The sequence below is a fragment of the Brucella pseudintermedia genome, assembly GCF_008932435.1.
Taxonomy (GTDB): Bacteria; Pseudomonadota; Alphaproteobacteria; order Rhizobiales; family Rhizobiaceae; genus Brucella; species Brucella pseudintermedia.
On the sequence record NZ_WBWE01000003.1, the window covers coordinates 70,074 to 84,184 of the forward strand.

A 14,111-nucleotide genomic window follows, 5' to 3' on the forward strand; every position below is an offset into this window, starting at 1 on the left:
TTATTTGTACCTGGGGACATCTACTCAAAGCGGAATGGTGTCGTGCTTCTTCCACGGCGTGCTTTGGCTCTTGTTGCGCAGGCTGGCAAAAGCGCGGGCAATGCGGCGGCGCGAGGAATGCGGCATGATGACTTCATCTATGAAGCCGCGTTCAGCAGCGACAAACGGATTGGCGAAACGCTCCTCGTACTCCTTCGTGCGCGCGGCGATTTTTTCCACATCGCCCAATTCGGAACGATAGAGGATTTCCGTTGCGCCTTTGGCACCCATCACAGCAATTTCTGCCGTCGGCCATGCGTAATTGATGTCAGCGCCGATATGTTTCGACGCCATCACGTCATAGGCACCGCCATAGGCCTTGCGGGTAATGAGCGTGACCATGGGAACGGTGGCCTGGGAATAGGCAAAGAGCAGTTTTGCGCCGTGCTTGATGACCCCGCCATATTCCTGCGCTGTTCCCGGCAGGAAGCCCGGAACATCCACAAGCGTCAGGATCGGGATGTTGAAGGCATCACAAAAGCGAACGAAGCGAGCAGCCTTGCGCGATGAATCGATGTCGAGGCAGCCGGCGAGCACCATGGGCTGGTTTGCAACGACACCGATGGTCTGACCGTCCATCCGGATAAAGCCGGTGATGATGTTTCTCGCAAAAGCTTCCTGAATTTCAAAGAAGTCGTTTTCGTCGGCCAGCGCGTGGATAAGCTCTTTCATATCGTAAGGCTTGGTGGCGCTATCTGGGATCAGCGTGTCGAGCCGCATTTCAAGCCGCGCAGGGTCATCGAAAACCGGGCGCACGGGCGGCTTCTCCCGATTGTTGAGCGGCAGGAAGTCGAACAGAATGCGGACCTGTTCCAGTGCTTCGATGTCGTTCTCGTAAGCCCCGTCTGCGACCGATGATTTTCTGGTGTGGGTCGAGGCGCCGCCCAGTTCCTCAGCGGTGACAATTTCATTTGTGACGGTTTTCACCACGTCCGGCCCGGTCACGAACATGTAGGAACTATCTCGCACCATGAATATGAAGTCGGTCATGGCGGGTGAATAAACCGCGCCGCCCGCGCAAGGCCCCATGATGACGGAAATCTGCGGTACCACGCCGGACGCGTCCACGTTGCGCTTGAAGACATCGGCATAGCCCGCGAGCGACGCGACGCCTTCCTGAATGCGCGCGCCACCGGAATCGTTGAGCCCGATGACAGGCGCGCCGTTCTTCATGGCCATATCCATGATCTTGCAGATTTTCTGCGCATGGGTTTCAGACAATGAACCGCCAAGAACGGTGAAATCCTGGCTGAACACGTAAACCTGTCGGCCGTTGATCGTTCCCCAGCCTGTCACCACGCCGTCGCCAGCGACTTTCTGCTTTTCCATGCCGAAATCGACGCAGCGATGAGTGACATACATGTCGAACTCCTCGAACGACCCTTCGTCGAGAAGCACTTCGATCCTTTCACGGGCAGTGAGCTTGCCTTTGGCGTGCTGCGCGTCGATGCGGCGCTGGCCGCCACCAAGGCGGGCTTCCGCCCGGCGGGCTTCGAGCTGTTCAAGAAGTTCCTGCATAAAGTCCCCACTTTTGGGTGCCTTCGGAAGGCGGGTTATGAAACTGAAAAATAGTCTTTTTCTCCTTTCTGCTTAAAATCCGAAGATGTTCTGGAAAAGCTTGAAAAGGTGCGATTGTGTAAGTTATAAATTTGCAAATAGCGAAATGCGAATTTGCAAATGGCGCCGAGAAAACTTTATATCGGAAGAAAGATACGTGAAATCCGGGAGCAGCATCGCGCGACACAGTCGGGCTTTGCGGAGCGGCTTGGTATTTCAACAAGTTATCTTAACCAGATTGAGAATAACCAGCGGCCTGTTTCGGCAGCTGTTTTGTTGGCGCTAGCCGAAAATTACCAGATCGACATTGGCGCCATTTCGCTGGGAGATGATGACCGTTTGCTGTCTGCGGTTTCCGAAGCTCTGGCCGATCCGGTCTTCGACAATTATAAACCGAACTTGCAAGAGCTGAAGTTGATCACGCAAAACGCCCCGGGGCTGGCACATGCGCTGATCGCCTGTCATCAGGCTTACCGCCGCAACAGTGAACAGCTTGCAAGCCTCGATAACCAGTTGGGTCGTGCTCCATCGGCTGCCGAGCCTGCACCTTATGAAGAAGTCCGCGACTTTTTCCATTTCATCGACAATTATGTGCATGAGATTGATATTGCGGCGGAAAAGCTTGCGGGCGAACTGAGCATTCCGGGGCGAGACATCGGTGTGGCCTTGCCGCAATATATGGGGGAGCGGCATCGGGTGCATATTGCGCGGGCCGGACCGGAAGAAGCGCTTCTGCGGCGGTTCGATCCTGCGGCGCGAGTCCTTTATCTCAATCCCTATTCGCCGACTTCCACCCGCAATTTCCAGATAGCGTTCCAGATCGCCGAACTGGAAATGGAAGAGCTTGTAAGCACGATCGCAAGGCGGGCGGATTTTCGCTCCGCAGAGGCGGTCGAAATTTGCAAGATCGGCTTGCGCAATTATTTCGCCGGGGCGCTCATTCTGCCCTATCAAACCTTTCTGTCAGCGGCAAAGGAACTGCGCCACGACCTGGAACTGCTGGCATCACGGTTCGGGGCCAGTCTGGAACAGGTCGCGCATCGTCTGAGCACGTTGCAGCGCTCCGGCCAGCGGGGCGTGCCGGTGTTTTTTGCCCGCATAGACCGTGCCGGGAATATCACGAAGCGGCATAGCGCAGCCAAGCTGCAGTTTGCCCGCTATGGTGCTGCATGCCCGCTTTGGAATGTGCATCAGGCGTTTGAAACGCCGGGGCGGATCATTCGCCAACTGGCTGAAACGCCGGATGGCGCACGCTACCTTTGCATTGCGACAGAACTGACCAAGAGTGAAGGGGGCTTCAACGCGCCACAGCGCCGCTATGCCATCGCTCTCGGCTGCGAGGTGGCCTATGCGCAGGATTTTGTCTATGCGGATGGTCTCGATATAGCGGCGCGTTCTGCCTTCGATCCGATCGGTGTTTCATGCCGCATTTGTGAACGTGCTGAATGTGTGCAGCGCGCCGTTCCACCGCTTAAAAGCAGATTGGCGGTCGATCACGACCGCCGCGGAATTCTGCCTTATCGGTTGTTGTAATCAGAAGCCAGCATGTTCCTTGAGGAATTCCGCCTCTTCGTGGGTCGTGTCGCGCCCCAGCACCTTGTTGCGATGCGGGAAGCGCCCGAAGCGTTCAATGATATCATGATGCTGGCGGGCAAAGCCGAGCGAAAACTCGTCGCCAAGCTTTTCATAAAGGTCGACACAGCGCTTCTGGTCGCCCAGATGTTCGCTATGCATGAACGGAAGATAGAAGAACTGGCGCTGGTCGGGCGACAGCTTCCGGTCGAAATCATGATCGAGCGCCTGTGCCGCTACGTCTCGAGCCAGCCCGTCGCTTTCGAAAGAGCGAGGTGAGCCGCGGAACATATTGCGCGGAAACTGGTCGAACAGAATGGTAAGCGCCAGAGCGCTTTCTGGTTGCTGTTTCCACCGCTCCAGCTTGTCGGCACGCGCATCTTCATAGGCTGCTAGAAACTTCTCACGAATTTCGGCGTCTATCTCGTCAATTTTGCTAAACCAGTTTTCCCGCATCCGGGGCGAAAACCAGAAATCGAGAACATCCTTGGGTTCGATAGCCATAACAGGCCTCCTCTCTGGCTTTTATTGTGTTGGCTGGCTTGCACCTTCCTGCTGCGGGCAGGGCGGTTCGCCCTTGAAATTGCGCGACATGCAGGCGAATCGATCAAAACTCTTGCCGGTGTCCATCGCAGCCTTGCCGGCTCCCCCGCATCCGGCAAGAACCGCCAGAGAAATCAGGATGGCGAAGTTTTTCATGGAGGTCCTTTCATGCGGCTTGCATAGGTTTTCAGGAGCCACGTTGCCAGCTTCTATAATAGGGACGGCGACCCTCGGCGGCAACCGATACAGGCCGATCAACCTCTGCCGCGATAGTTGGGTACGCCCTGTTCCGGTATCCAGACATTCTGCGGCGCTGCTCCGGTCTGGAAGAAGACGTCGATTGGAATGCCGCCGCGTGGATACCAGTAGCCGCCAATCCTGAGCCATTCCGGCTCCAGCAACTCGACAAGACGCTTGCCGATGGTCACGGTGCAATCTTCGTGGAACGCGCCGTGATTGCGGAAGGAAAACAGGAACAGTTTCAGGGATTTGCTTTCTACCAGCCACTGTCCGGGAACATAGTCGATCACCAGATGTGCAAAATCGGGCTGACCTGTCATCGGGCAAAGCGAAGTGAATTCGGGCGCGGTGAAGCGGACGCAATAAGGCGTTCCTGCTTGCGGATTTGCAACCCGTTCGAGGATGGCGTCTTCCGGCCTTTGCGGCACAGAAGCATTGGAGCCGAGCTGTTTGAGGTCGGAATATATGGTCTTTTCAGACATTTACGTGCCTTTGTTTCAAGCCACGTCGCAGTCGTGCAGCGCATGACAGCGCTTGTCCTTGTTTTGACCGGGTAGGCTGCGACCGGTGGCAGATTGCCAATGGCACGGAGCTATCAGACCGGAATAGTTCCGTAAAGAGTACAAACAAAAGCCCGCGCAGAAGAGCGCGGGCACATATATCGAATAATTCTCGGGGTTACCGTCTATCGGAAATGGCGCAACCGATCGCGATCCCCACGAGGATGCCGATAATGCCGGCGGTTCCGAAGAGCGTTGTAGCCGTACCCGGATTCTCACGAACCGTTTCGGCTACCACCTGACCGCGTTCGCGCACCGCTTGCGCCGCGTTACGGAAACGACCGGATGCATCATCCAGAGCATCCTCCGCACGTTCCCTCAAGTCACCGGATTGGGACGCCAGTGATTTTGAAAGACGTTTCAGTTCACTGCGCATGTCGGCGATCTGCTTTTCGAGAGCCTGCTGGATGTCGTTGGTGATCTTTTCGTCAGCCATTTGAAGTCTCCGTTGCGTTTATGACGGTACAACGAGCAAAGATGGGTTCGGTTCCATGCGGCGCCTGCGGTTAACAAATATGGTAAACCGCTCGTAAACCATTTTAACTTAGTCTTTTCGAATACAAGAACGATCTGGAGCGGGGCCAGAATGTATATCGAAAAAGATGCGCTTGCGGGGTGTTGTGAACCGGTAGCCGCGCGTGTTGTCCGTGCGGCGCATTTGGCCAGACAATGCGTCGACCAGAACCTGCCCGACCACCTGCGCGCGCAGGCAGAAGCGACTTTGACGCTTTTGCTTGATGATCCTTCTCCGAAAGTTCGTGTGGCGATGGCAGACGTGCTCTCCACCAGTGTGCATTCGCCCCTGCATATTGTAACGGCGCTTGCCGCCGATCAGCCGGATGTTGCCGGGTATATTCTTGCGCGCTCGACGCTTCTCAGTGACGCAGATCTGGTTGATCGTGTGGCCTATGGTGCGCCGACAATGCAAGTTCTGATTGCCGCGCGGCCTCATGTTTCATTCGCGGTTTCGGCAGCAATCGCCGAAGTTGGAAGTAATGAGGCGGTTGCTGAAATGCTCGCTAACAGCTGCGCTCGGATCACTTCCGTTTCATTCCGCCGCATATGCGAACGCTGTGGTCATGACGCCCTGGTGCGCGAGGCTTTGCTGTCTCATCCGCATCTTCCGGCGGAATGCCGTCACCTTCTAGCTGTGAAGGTGGGGGAGGTTCTGCAATCCCTTCCGTTGGTGAAGATGCTGTTGGGCGCACGTCGCGCAGATAAAGTCGTGGGAGATGCAACCGTTCGCGCATCGATGCATCTGGCGGAAACCTGTTCGCAGGAAGAACTCCCCGCGCTGGTCGAGCATCTGCGTTTGCGCGGAGAGATTACAACCAGCTTTGTCATTCGTGCCGTTGCAGGCGGACGCATAGATTTTTTCGCGAGCTTGCTGGTAGCGCTTTCCGATCTCGATGACGCGCGGATTTGTGCGATTATTTCCCGAGGCCGTCCCGCGGCTCTTGCTGCCCTGTTGCGCTCTGCCGGATTGAGCGATGCCACGCACGCCCCTTTGATTGTCGCCATTGAGGCGTGGCGAGCCGTTGCCGCCGGGCGGAAGCGGATGGGGGCCGCGGAAATATCAGCCCTTATGTGCGAGGCCACACGCGCCAACCGATACGCCGCCGCCAATGACGATCTGGCGGCACTTCTGCGTTCCATCCATCTGGAATTTATGCGTGAGTCCGCGCGGGACAGGCTGGAGGCTATTTCCGCCTGATCAGGCTTTCTGCCGAAAGGGGCGGACGAGGCTGAGGCCATAGCCAACGGCAATGCCGAAGACGGCTCCAGCCGCCTTGAAAACGAAATCTACGAATTCCCCATGCCGCCCGGGCGCAAGACGTTGCATGAGTTCAAAAACCGCAGCGCAGCCGACGGTTAGCAAAAGCACGCCCATCCAGCGGCGTGGATATGCCAGCGCAAACAAGGCGCCTACCAGAAAGAACGCTCCAAACCGTTCGAGATCGACAGGTTCGCCGGTGACGGGCCGAAATTTTATCGGGCTGATCGTAACCGCGAGAATCGCCAGAAGTATCGTCCAGGCGCCGATGCGCAAAAATCGCTTCATGAAGAGCGCCCTTATTCATCCGAGTAATCGCCGGGTGGCTCGTCCTGTTTCGGGTCGCCACACCGTTGGTACATTCGGTCGGTTATTGATGTTTTCAGTGCGTTACCGAACGGTAACTCATAATGCGAAATGACGTCGACGCCCATACACCATTTAACGTCATGAGGCGACAGGCCATAATTGGTTTCGAGAAAACCCAGTGCGTAATTCATGCCCTCGTCGCATTGGTCGGTCTTGCAGAAATTACCATCCTTGGCGAGCTGACGAATCGAACCCTCACCAATCTTGACCACGATCGGTTCGATGGCAAAGGGGCTTGCGCCTATCACGGCGATGACGACAAGTCCGATCAAAGTCAATTTTATAGAGCGCCGCATGAATCGCCGTTAGTAGCTGGTTTCCGCCAGTTCATAACGCATGAGCGGCAATATGATGGCAAGCGGGAAAGCTATAGAACCAACGCAATTCTGGGATTCTACGAGAATCCTGGTCCAAGCCGCGCTCAAAGCCCCGGACGATGCATCGCAGCGATTATTCCGACTTTCGACCAAATTACAGCTAGCCATATTTTAGTTTACATCGGTTTCATGTTGACTTTTACGTAAATGCGGGAGCACAACTTGAACTGTGAATCCAATTTGGTTGGAGCCTGGTCCGCTTGGTATAAGGCAGAAATGTTTTGGTGCGCGAATATTATACGATCACGGAGCTGACGCGCGAGTTCGGTATTTCAACCCGTACTCTGCGTTTCTACGAAGACGAAGGCTTGATCGCTCCTGTAAGACGCGGTCGCACGCGATTGTTCCGTCCGGCCGATCGCCATCTGGTAAAGCAGATCCTGCGCGGCAAGCGGCTCGGTTTTTCCATCGCGGAAATCCACGAGATCATCCAGATGTACCGTGAGCCTCCCGGCGAAACAGGGCAGTTGAAGCTGCTCATGAAGCGCGTCGAGGAAAAACGCGCCGATCTTCGGCAGAAGCGGCGAGACATTGAGGAAACACTGGGTGAACTCGACCAGATCGAAGAGTCCTGCATTGAGCGTCTCGCCGAACTGGGCGTCAATACCTGACTGTTCTACTGAACGTCGGGCACCGGCGAACACATTTGTGCGATGCCCTGAACCGTGCTGTTGTTTTCCTGATCGATCTTGCCGGTGAAGACATCATCGAACAGTTTTGCCTTGTCCAGTTCCGTCACAACGCAGCCGCAAAACTGCTGACATAGCTGTTCGCTGCCATTTTGCAGACATGCAGCCACGCAGGATTGCGTGAAGGCTTCTCGCGGTGTCGGCTGTGTGGAGGGTATCAGTTGTGCGAATACATACACCGTCGCGATCAGCACCGGCTGATGAATGAGATAGAAGGCCAGGCTATGTCTGCCTATGAAGGTCAGCGGCTTTTCGAGAAATTGCGGCTCGATGCCGCCAGCCAACAGCTGTAGCCAGCCGAAGCGCTGGAAAACTCGTGCGGCAGCAATTCCAACTAGGACTGCGCCGAACCATGGAAACAGCGGTACATAATCGTTGGAACGCAGTGTTACGGTCGAAAGCCCCACCCAACCCAACGCTGGATGATTGAAAATATCGGCCCGGGCAAAAAGCGGAGCGCTGATCACGAATAGCGCGACGAGCAGGGTTGCAATGGCTGGCAGGCGCAGAAACAGAAGACCGAGCACGCTTGCCAGCGCGATCTGGTGCAGGATGCCAAAGAAAATGAAGCTGTCCGGGGAGATGTACCACGTGACGGCTGAAATAGCCGCCGCCGCGGCAACGATCTGAGCCAGCCGTTTCGCCATCGGCTTCCAGCGGATTCCGTTGCCATGCGCCAGAACAAGGCTGAAGCCGACCAGAAACAGGAAACTTGACGCGATACAGCGTGCGAAAAGTTTCCAGCCGCCGTGAGCGGTTGTGGCCGGCGCCATATAGCCGAAAAACTCGAGGTCCCAGCCAAAATGATAGATCGCCATGGCGATCAGCGCAATTCCGCGCGCAATGTCGATGCGCCCAAGGCGAATGCGGGGCGACGGCGCGGTATCCTGGTGGGCGATGTTCGACATGGTTCCTTCTGGCTGGATAGCAAAGTCCGGCGTTTTTGATTCCCGGTAAATCTCTAACACAGCCATCTGCAACTCTATAGTATGCCGGAGCACACGGATTCGTGCTGGCATTGGCGCAGGTAAATGGCGGATATTGGAGAGTTTGGTTGTTTTATAGTCTGTCGAAAATTTTTTGGCTGTTTTTTCAACCCGTTACAATAATATTTGCTCTCGTTCTTATTGCTTTTCTCGCCATCTGGCGAGGTATGCGCGGTTTCAGCATGGGGCTGCTGGCGCTGTCATTGGTGACGTTGTTCCTTGCTGCCTACACGACGTTGGGCGCGGTCCTGCTGGCTCCTTTGGAAGACCGTTTCGTAAAACCGGATGCGATGCCGCAGCATGTTGACGGGATCGTCGTGCTGGGCGGCTATATGAATGGCGAGATCAATGCGGGTCGCAAGGGTTTTGAGTTAAATAGCGCGGCTGATCGCATTTTCGAAGCAATGCGGCTGGCAAAACTATATCCCGACGCCAAAATCATTATCTCTGGCGGTGAGGGCGCCTTTTTTGAAGAATCTGCCAAGGAAGCGGACAGTACCCGGCAAATGCTGGCCGATCTTGGCTTCTCCGGTGAACGCTATATTTTTGAAAACAGTTCCCGCAATACAGTTGAGAATGCGGCCTTTTCGAAGGAACTTGCTCAGCCGAAGCCGGGCGAGGTGTGGCTTCTGGTAACTTCGGCCTATCACATGCCGCGGTCCATCGGCTGTTTCCGCAAGGCGGGTTTCGATGTTGTGGCCTGGCCGGTAGACTTCAAGACGCGCGCCAGCGAGCGCTTGGCCCTTTATCTCGAATCCCCGAATGAAGCGCTTTCGCGGTTCAGCGTAGCCATGCGTGAGTGGGTCGGGCTGGCCGCTTATTGGCTGGCAGGCAAGACAGATATGCTTTTGCCTCAACCCTGATGCCGCATTTCCGCCGTGACTTTAAAGCTTTTATTAACGTTACGGATTGGTAACGCATTGATTATAAAAGTGTTGTGGAATTGTAAGCCTGACTCGTGAAATTCGCTGCCGCAATTCAGCCGTTTTTCACCGTTGCGTTCCGCTGATCACGAAGCTATATGATCGGTAACAGCGTTGTGAAGGGCGCTGTCTAAAAAGTTGCACAACAAGGTTGCCAAAATTTCCATGGACGAAACCGTTCAAAAATCCTGCTGGGGTGTTACGCTCTGGGCAGTCATTGGTCTCGCTGCTGTCATTCTCATGGCCTATCTGTTCTCCGTCTAGAAGTCAGGCGGCGTTACGTATTCCGGAAACTTGATGCCGCATTTCGGCATTCCGTTTGCGTTGATCCTTTCCTACAACTATCTGATAGGAATGCGCGGATTGCGCGTTAGCGACTTTTTGCCCGTTTTTGTCTAATATGGACGATCAGGCAAATCGCGGTGGTGCTGCGATCAGGAATCAATCAGCCTTGTGACGGCTGCAGAAGGTGTGGAATGTTTCTGTCGGTTTTCGATCTTTACAAGATTGGCATTGGGCCTTCCAGTTCGCATACGATGGGCCCGATGACGGCTGCGCACATGTTTCTCAACGAGATAGTCGGGGGAAACTGGCCTAGGCCGGCGCATTCCAAAATCCACCGTCTGAAAGCAAGCCTGCACGGCTCTCTTGCTTATACGGGCGTCGGACATGCAACAGACCGCGCTGTTATTCTAGGGCTGTGTGGTCATCTGCCCGATACGATCGACCCTGACGTCATGGATGTCGAAGTCGAAAAGGTCTTTGCCCAGAAAAAGGTGAACCCAGAAGGGCATCCGGCTTACCACTTCGATCCGAAAGTCGATCTGGTGCTGGATCGGAAGACGCCGTTGCCGGGGCATGCCAACGGCATGGCCTTTTCCGCATTCGATGCCGATGACAATCTCTTGCTGCGTCGCGCATATTTTTCCATTGGCGGCGGCTTTGTCGTCACGGAAGAAGAGTTGAGCCGCGTCCAGCGCAGCGGGGCGAAGCAGGACGACAAGGCCGACGTGCCATTTCCATTCCGCAGCGCCGCCGAAATGCTCGAGATGGCTCATGATAGCGGGCTGTCGATTGCTGAAATGAAGCGGGCCAACGAAGAAAAGCATATGGCGCGCGGCGATCTGGATGACGGTCTTGATCGTATTTGGAGCGCCATGCGCGGCTGTATCGAGCGTGGATTGAGCCGCGATGGCGTCATGCCAGGTGGCTTGAATGTTCGCCGTCGTGCACGCCAACTTCACGACAAGCTACAGGACGACTGGCGCAATAACCGCAGCAATCCGCTTCTGGCCAATGACTGGCTTTCCGTTTATGCCATGGCCGTCAATGAGGAAAACGCATCGGGCGGTCGGGTGGTGACCGCGCCGACCAACGGTGCCGCTGGCGTCGTGCCCGCAGTTCTGCGCTATTACCTGCATTTTCACGACGATGCCGATCAGAAAGGCATAAGGGACTTCCTCCTTACCTCTGCCGCGATTGGCGGGGTTATCAAGCACAATGCGTCGATTTCCGGCGCGGAAGTCGGCTGCCAGGGCGAGGTGGGTTCCGCATCGGCGATGGCTGCGGCAGGGCTTGCAGCCGTGCTTGGCGGGTCGCCCGAGCAGATTGAAAACGCCGCTGAAATCGCTTTGGAACACCATTTGGGCATGACCTGCGACCCGGTCGCCGGGCTTGTCCAGGTGCCGTGTATTGAGCGCAACGCGCTCGGCGCTGTAAAGGCCGTTACTGCGGCTTCGCTCGCCGTAAAAGGCGACGGCAAGCATTTTGTGCCGCTTGACGCTTGTATCGAGACAATGCGCCAAACCGGGCACGATATGAGTGAGCGTTACAAGGAGACCAGCCAGGGTGGTCTCGCGGTGAATGTGGTCGCCTGCTGACAGACAATTCTGCACATAATGCTACGCATCATGCTTGAAGCTCGTATTCGTCTTGGCTAAACCAGCGGCATGGCTCTCAATCTCGTCAAACTTTGCGTCGGTTGCGACAGTATAGAAGACCTCGCGGCCTGGATCGATTTCCGCCTCGCGGAACAGCGTGCTGCCGGACTGGTGCCGGAACAGTTCCATACAACGAGAATGGTGCCGAAACGGATCGATGAACTACTGGAAGGCGGTTCGCTCTACTGGGTTATCAAAGGTAATGTCCAGTGCCGTCAGCGCTTGCTGGACGTGCGCCCGTTTACAGATGAACAGGGCGTCAATCGTTGTCATCTCGTTCTGGAGCCGAAGGTCATTCCGACCGAGTGGCAGCCCCGTCGCGCGTTTCAGGGGTGGCGCTATCTTAACGAAAATGAAGTCCCGCGTGATGAAGCTGCCGGTAAAGCGGGCAGGGCTGCCTTGCCAGCGGAATTGCGGCAAGAGCTGGCGGCGCTGGGGTTGCTTTAGAGCATTTCCAGCGAAAGTACGAAGCGGTTTTGCGCAGGATAATGCGTAAAAATAAAGAGAACGACGTATTGGCGAAAAAGGCCCGCTCAAGTGATCGGCAGTGCCTTTTCGTTTATCTGTGATGTTCAGTTTTCTATCGTCAGGCGAACTGAGACCCTATCGAAATTCACCGGCAAGGTCATGCGCATGGACGCCCGCGGTTGAACCAGGCGCTTGTTGCGTGCTGCATGGCAGACGAGCAGACCGACCAGATCGCGGGTCTGAAAACCGGTGCCGCGCCTCACATCCGCGATTCGCAATGCGGCCTGCTTAAGGCCCTGCACAGAAAACAGCGCGCCGAACGCTGATGTCTTGCCTTCATCCGGTGCCCAGTCGACCGTTTTGAAGGGAGGCTGACCGAAAGTTTCTCTCATATTTGACATCTCGAAACCCTCTACGCACTACAAATTCGGGTTTGAAGCTGGCAACGAGGAGGCATCCCTCCTCGCAATCGATTAGTTTGCGACCGCATAGCAGCCGAAATTCTTCTTCTTGAGCGAAGCACATGCGTCCCATGCGGCCTGCTTGGAAGGAAAACCGACAAAGCGAGCGCGGTAGAAAGTTGCGCTACCCTTGTTGAACGTCTCGGTATAGGGAGATGCCGCACGCAGTGTGCCGCCTGCCGTAGCAGAAGCCTTGGCCAACATATCGCGTGCCTGGCCTTCGCTCGGCAGCGAGCCGATCTGGATGGCCCAGCCACCAGAAGCGGGTGCAGATGCGGTTGTTACCGGATCGACATCCTGAGCCTGTGCTGATCGAACGGCTGCCTTCGGGGTGGGGCGAATTGCAGCTTGTGCAGCGAGCGCCGCCGGACGTGCCGTCGGAGCTGCGAGCGCGAGAACCTGCGGCTGATCGCTGTCGCCTTCACCGCTTTCATTGTTGATGACATCCTCCACAGCGACGGCTTCGCGGGTCACCGGAACAGGCGCGTTTTTCGCCTTTGGAAGATCAATCGAAGCGACGACCTGCGGAGCATCGTTACGCATGGCGACGAGCGGCGCAGCGTTACGGCTACGTGTTGCCATCGGAAGATACTTGCGAATGAGCTGCGCCATATGTGCGTCGCGGCTTGCTCCGGTATTGCCACCCATCACGACGGCCACGAGCCGGCGGCCATCGAGGCTCACTGAAGAAGCGAGATTGTAGCCGGATGCATTGGTATAGCCGGTCTTGATGCCGTCCACGCCTTCAACGCGACCGAGCAAACGGTTGTGGCCATTAATGGTTTGGCCGCGGAAAACGAAGCTACGGCGCGAGAAATAGGAAAATTCATTCGGGAAATGCTGGCGAAGCGCAATGCTGAGGATTGCCATGTCGCGTGCGGTTGTATGCTGCGCCATGTTCGGCAGGCCCGATGCGTTGCGGAAAGTCGTGCTGCGCATGCCAAGGCGACGTGCCTTTGCAGTCATCATCTGGGCAAAGCGTTCTTCCGAGCCCCCAAGATATTCGCCGACGGCTGTCGCCACGTCGTTGGCTGATTTCGTAATCATGGCCAGTGCTGCATCTTCGGCACGGATAGTCTGTCCTGGGCGGAAACCGATTTTCGTAGGCGGACGCGCTGCCGCATAAGCGGAAACCGGGATGCGCGTATCCTTGCTCATGCGACCTGCCTGCATGGCCTCGAACAGCATGTAGAGGGTCATCATCTTGGTGAGAGATGCAGGATAGCGCTTTGCATCCGCATTCGAGGCGAACAGGGTTTTGCCAGTGTTAGCATCAATCACGATAGCTGCGTATCGGTCGCCCGCCGCTATTGCCGGTATTGTTGTCGAAGCTGTCGAACATCCCGTTACAACTGCAAGAAGAAGGGTGGCTTGTGCCGCTCTTTTCAAGGCATATGCGACTTTACTAAATGCGGTACGCACGATGATGACCTACCTGTATCCCGGATTTTTTAAACTGCGGCACAAAAGGCACACAGCGTCTAATTCCGCGATCCTACTGTCATCAGCGTTACCAATCCGTTTATGGTAACCGCATTATTCATAATTTTTGGAAAAATGTGGGGGCAGCGATCGGGCCAGTTATGGCTATCAATAAGGCCCGTTTCTGCATT

At 55.8% G+C, this 14,111-nt stretch carries 16 protein-coding genes; 6 read left to right on the forward strand and 10 right to left on the reverse strand.

Going from position 1 to position 14,111, the window contains the following annotated elements:
* Nucleotides 1-24: 24 nt before the first annotated feature.
* Entirely contained in the window at nt 25-1,557 is a 1,533-nt protein-coding gene (locus tag F9K78_RS04895) for an acyl-CoA carboxylase subunit beta (RefSeq protein WP_121983788.1), read from the reverse strand.
* 159 nt (nt 1,558-1,716) lie between these two features.
* Here F9K78_RS04895 and F9K78_RS04900 point away from each other — a divergent pair, with 159 nt between their 5' ends.
* Nucleotides 1,717-3,129, forward strand: coding sequence for a helix-turn-helix domain-containing protein (locus F9K78_RS04900; RefSeq protein WP_121983789.1), 1,413 nt, complete (start codon nt 1,717-1,719; stop codon nt 3,127-3,129).
* Here the strand turns inward: F9K78_RS04900 and F9K78_RS04905 are convergent, their stop codons facing one another.
* From F9K78_RS04905 to F9K78_RS04915, 4 genes are all read right to left on the reverse strand, one after another.
* Nucleotides 3,130-3,672 (reverse strand): DUF924 family protein, encoded by a 543-nt coding sequence (locus F9K78_RS04905; protein ID WP_151682095.1) that lies wholly within the window; start codon nt 3,670-3,672, stop codon nt 3,130-3,132.
* Nucleotides 3,673-3,693: 21 nt separating this feature from the next.
* Nucleotides 3,694-3,867, reverse strand: coding sequence for a hypothetical protein (locus tag F9K78_RS21835; RefSeq protein ID WP_162929799.1), 174 nt, complete (start codon nt 3,865-3,867; stop codon nt 3,694-3,696).
* Between the two features lie 98 nt (nt 3,868-3,965).
* A complete protein-coding gene (gene queF, locus F9K78_RS04910) occupies nt 3,966-4,433 on the reverse strand; it encodes a preQ(1) synthase (RefSeq protein ID WP_121983791.1) in 468 nt (155 codons plus the stop codon).
* 196 nt (nt 4,434-4,629) lie between these two features.
* Nucleotides 4,630-4,947, reverse strand: coding sequence for an ElaB/YgaM/YqjD family protein (locus tag F9K78_RS04915; RefSeq protein WP_121983792.1), 318 nt, complete (start codon nt 4,945-4,947; stop codon nt 4,630-4,632).
* A gap of 150 nt (nt 4,948-5,097) precedes the next feature.
* Between F9K78_RS04915 and F9K78_RS04920 the strand changes: the two genes are divergently transcribed.
* Nucleotides 5,098-6,225, forward strand: coding sequence for a DUF2336 domain-containing protein (locus tag F9K78_RS04920; protein ID WP_121983793.1), 1,128 nt, complete (start codon nt 5,098-5,100; stop codon nt 6,223-6,225).
* On the opposite strand, the gene F9K78_RS04925 is transcribed toward F9K78_RS04920, so the two are convergent.
* Complete coding sequence (locus tag F9K78_RS04925; RefSeq protein ID WP_121983794.1) at nt 6,226-6,573, reverse strand: VanZ family protein; 348 nt, start codon at nt 6,571-6,573, stop codon at nt 6,226-6,228.
* 11 nt (nt 6,574-6,584) lie between these two features.
* Nucleotides 6,585-6,950 carry a hypothetical protein gene (locus F9K78_RS04930; protein WP_121983795.1) on the reverse strand — a complete coding sequence of 122 codons (366 nt, stop codon included), beginning with the start codon at nt 6,948-6,950 and terminating at the stop codon, nt 6,585-6,587.
* A gap of 305 nt (nt 6,951-7,255) precedes the next feature.
* On the opposite strand from F9K78_RS04930, the gene F9K78_RS04935 reads away from it, so the two are divergent.
* Nucleotides 7,256-7,642 carry a MerR family transcriptional regulator gene (locus F9K78_RS04935; protein WP_006471625.1) on the forward strand — a complete coding sequence of 129 codons (387 nt, stop codon included), beginning with the start codon at nt 7,256-7,258 and terminating at the stop codon, nt 7,640-7,642.
* Nucleotides 7,643-7,647: 5 nt separating this feature from the next.
* Here the strand turns inward: F9K78_RS04935 and F9K78_RS04940 are convergent, their stop codons facing one another.
* Complete coding sequence (locus F9K78_RS04940; RefSeq protein ID WP_121983796.1) at nt 7,648-8,628, reverse strand: heparan-alpha-glucosaminide N-acetyltransferase; 981 nt, start codon at nt 8,626-8,628, stop codon at nt 7,648-7,650.
* A gap of 146 nt (nt 8,629-8,774) precedes the next feature.
* Between F9K78_RS04940 and F9K78_RS04945 the strand changes: the two genes are divergently transcribed.
* From F9K78_RS04945 to F9K78_RS04955, 3 genes are all read left to right on the forward strand, one after another.
* Nucleotides 8,775-9,569, forward strand: a complete 795-nt coding sequence (locus tag F9K78_RS04945; protein WP_121983797.1) for a YdcF family protein — start codon at nt 8,775-8,777, stop codon at nt 9,567-9,569.
* Between the two features lie 536 nt (nt 9,570-10,105).
* Nucleotides 10,106-11,509: an L-serine ammonia-lyase gene (locus tag F9K78_RS04950; RefSeq protein WP_121983798.1), complete on the forward strand. Its 1,404-nt coding sequence runs from the start codon at nt 10,106-10,108 to the stop codon at nt 11,507-11,509.
* Nucleotides 11,510-11,578: 69 nt separating this feature from the next.
* A complete protein-coding gene (locus tag F9K78_RS04955; RefSeq protein ID WP_121983799.1) occupies nt 11,579-12,016 on the forward strand; it encodes a DUF1489 family protein in 438 nt (145 codons plus the stop codon).
* Nucleotides 12,017-12,141: 125 nt separating this feature from the next.
* Here the strand turns inward: F9K78_RS04955 and F9K78_RS04960 are convergent, their stop codons facing one another.
* Both F9K78_RS04960 and F9K78_RS04965 read right to left on the reverse strand, forming a co-directional pair.
* Nucleotides 12,142-12,438 carry a hypothetical protein gene (locus F9K78_RS04960; RefSeq protein ID WP_121983800.1) on the reverse strand — a complete coding sequence of 99 codons (297 nt, stop codon included), beginning with the start codon at nt 12,436-12,438 and terminating at the stop codon, nt 12,142-12,144.
* Nucleotides 12,439-12,510: 72 nt separating this feature from the next.
* Nucleotides 12,511-13,920: a D-alanyl-D-alanine carboxypeptidase family protein gene (locus tag F9K78_RS04965; protein ID WP_121984864.1), complete on the reverse strand. Its 1,410-nt coding sequence runs from the start codon at nt 13,918-13,920 to the stop codon at nt 12,511-12,513.
* Between the last annotated feature and the right edge of the window lie 191 nt (nt 13,921-14,111).

Coding starts and splice junctions, on each gene's coding strand:
- F9K78_RS04895 (WP_121983788.1), bottom strand. CDS start 1,557: ATGCAGGAACTTCTTGAACAGCTCGAAGCCCGCCGGGCGGAAGCCCGC.
- F9K78_RS04900 (WP_121983789.1), top strand. CDS start 1,717: ATGGCGCCGAGAAAACTTTATATCGGAAGAAAGATACGTGAAATCCGG.
- F9K78_RS04905 (WP_151682095.1), bottom strand. CDS start 3,672: ATGGCTATCGAACCCAAGGATGTTCTCGATTTCTGGTTTTCGCCCCGG.
- F9K78_RS21835 (WP_162929799.1), bottom strand. CDS start 3,867: ATGAAAAACTTCGCCATCCTGATTTCTCTGGCGGTTCTTGCCGGATGC.
- queF (WP_121983791.1), bottom strand. CDS start 4,433: ATGTCTGAAAAGACCATATATTCCGACCTCAAACAGCTCGGCTCCAAT.
- F9K78_RS04915 (WP_121983792.1), bottom strand. CDS start 4,947: ATGGCTGACGAAAAGATCACCAACGACATCCAGCAGGCTCTCGAAAAG.
- F9K78_RS04920 (WP_121983793.1), top strand. CDS start 5,098: ATGTATATCGAAAAAGATGCGCTTGCGGGGTGTTGTGAACCGGTAGCC.
- F9K78_RS04925 (WP_121983794.1), bottom strand. CDS start 6,573: ATGAAGCGATTTTTGCGCATCGGCGCCTGGACGATACTTCTGGCGATT.
- F9K78_RS04930 (WP_121983795.1), bottom strand. CDS start 6,950: ATGCGGCGCTCTATAAAATTGACTTTGATCGGACTTGTCGTCATCGCC.
- F9K78_RS04940 (WP_121983796.1), bottom strand. CDS start 8,628: ATGTCGAACATCGCCCACCAGGATACCGCGCCGTCGCCCCGCATTCGC.
- F9K78_RS04950 (WP_121983798.1), top strand. CDS start 10,106: ATGTTTCTGTCGGTTTTCGATCTTTACAAGATTGGCATTGGGCCTTCC.
- F9K78_RS04955 (WP_121983799.1), top strand. CDS start 11,579: ATGGCTCTCAATCTCGTCAAACTTTGCGTCGGTTGCGACAGTATAGAA.
- F9K78_RS04960 (WP_121983800.1), bottom strand. CDS start 12,438: ATGTCAAATATGAGAGAAACTTTCGGTCAGCCTCCCTTCAAAACGGTC.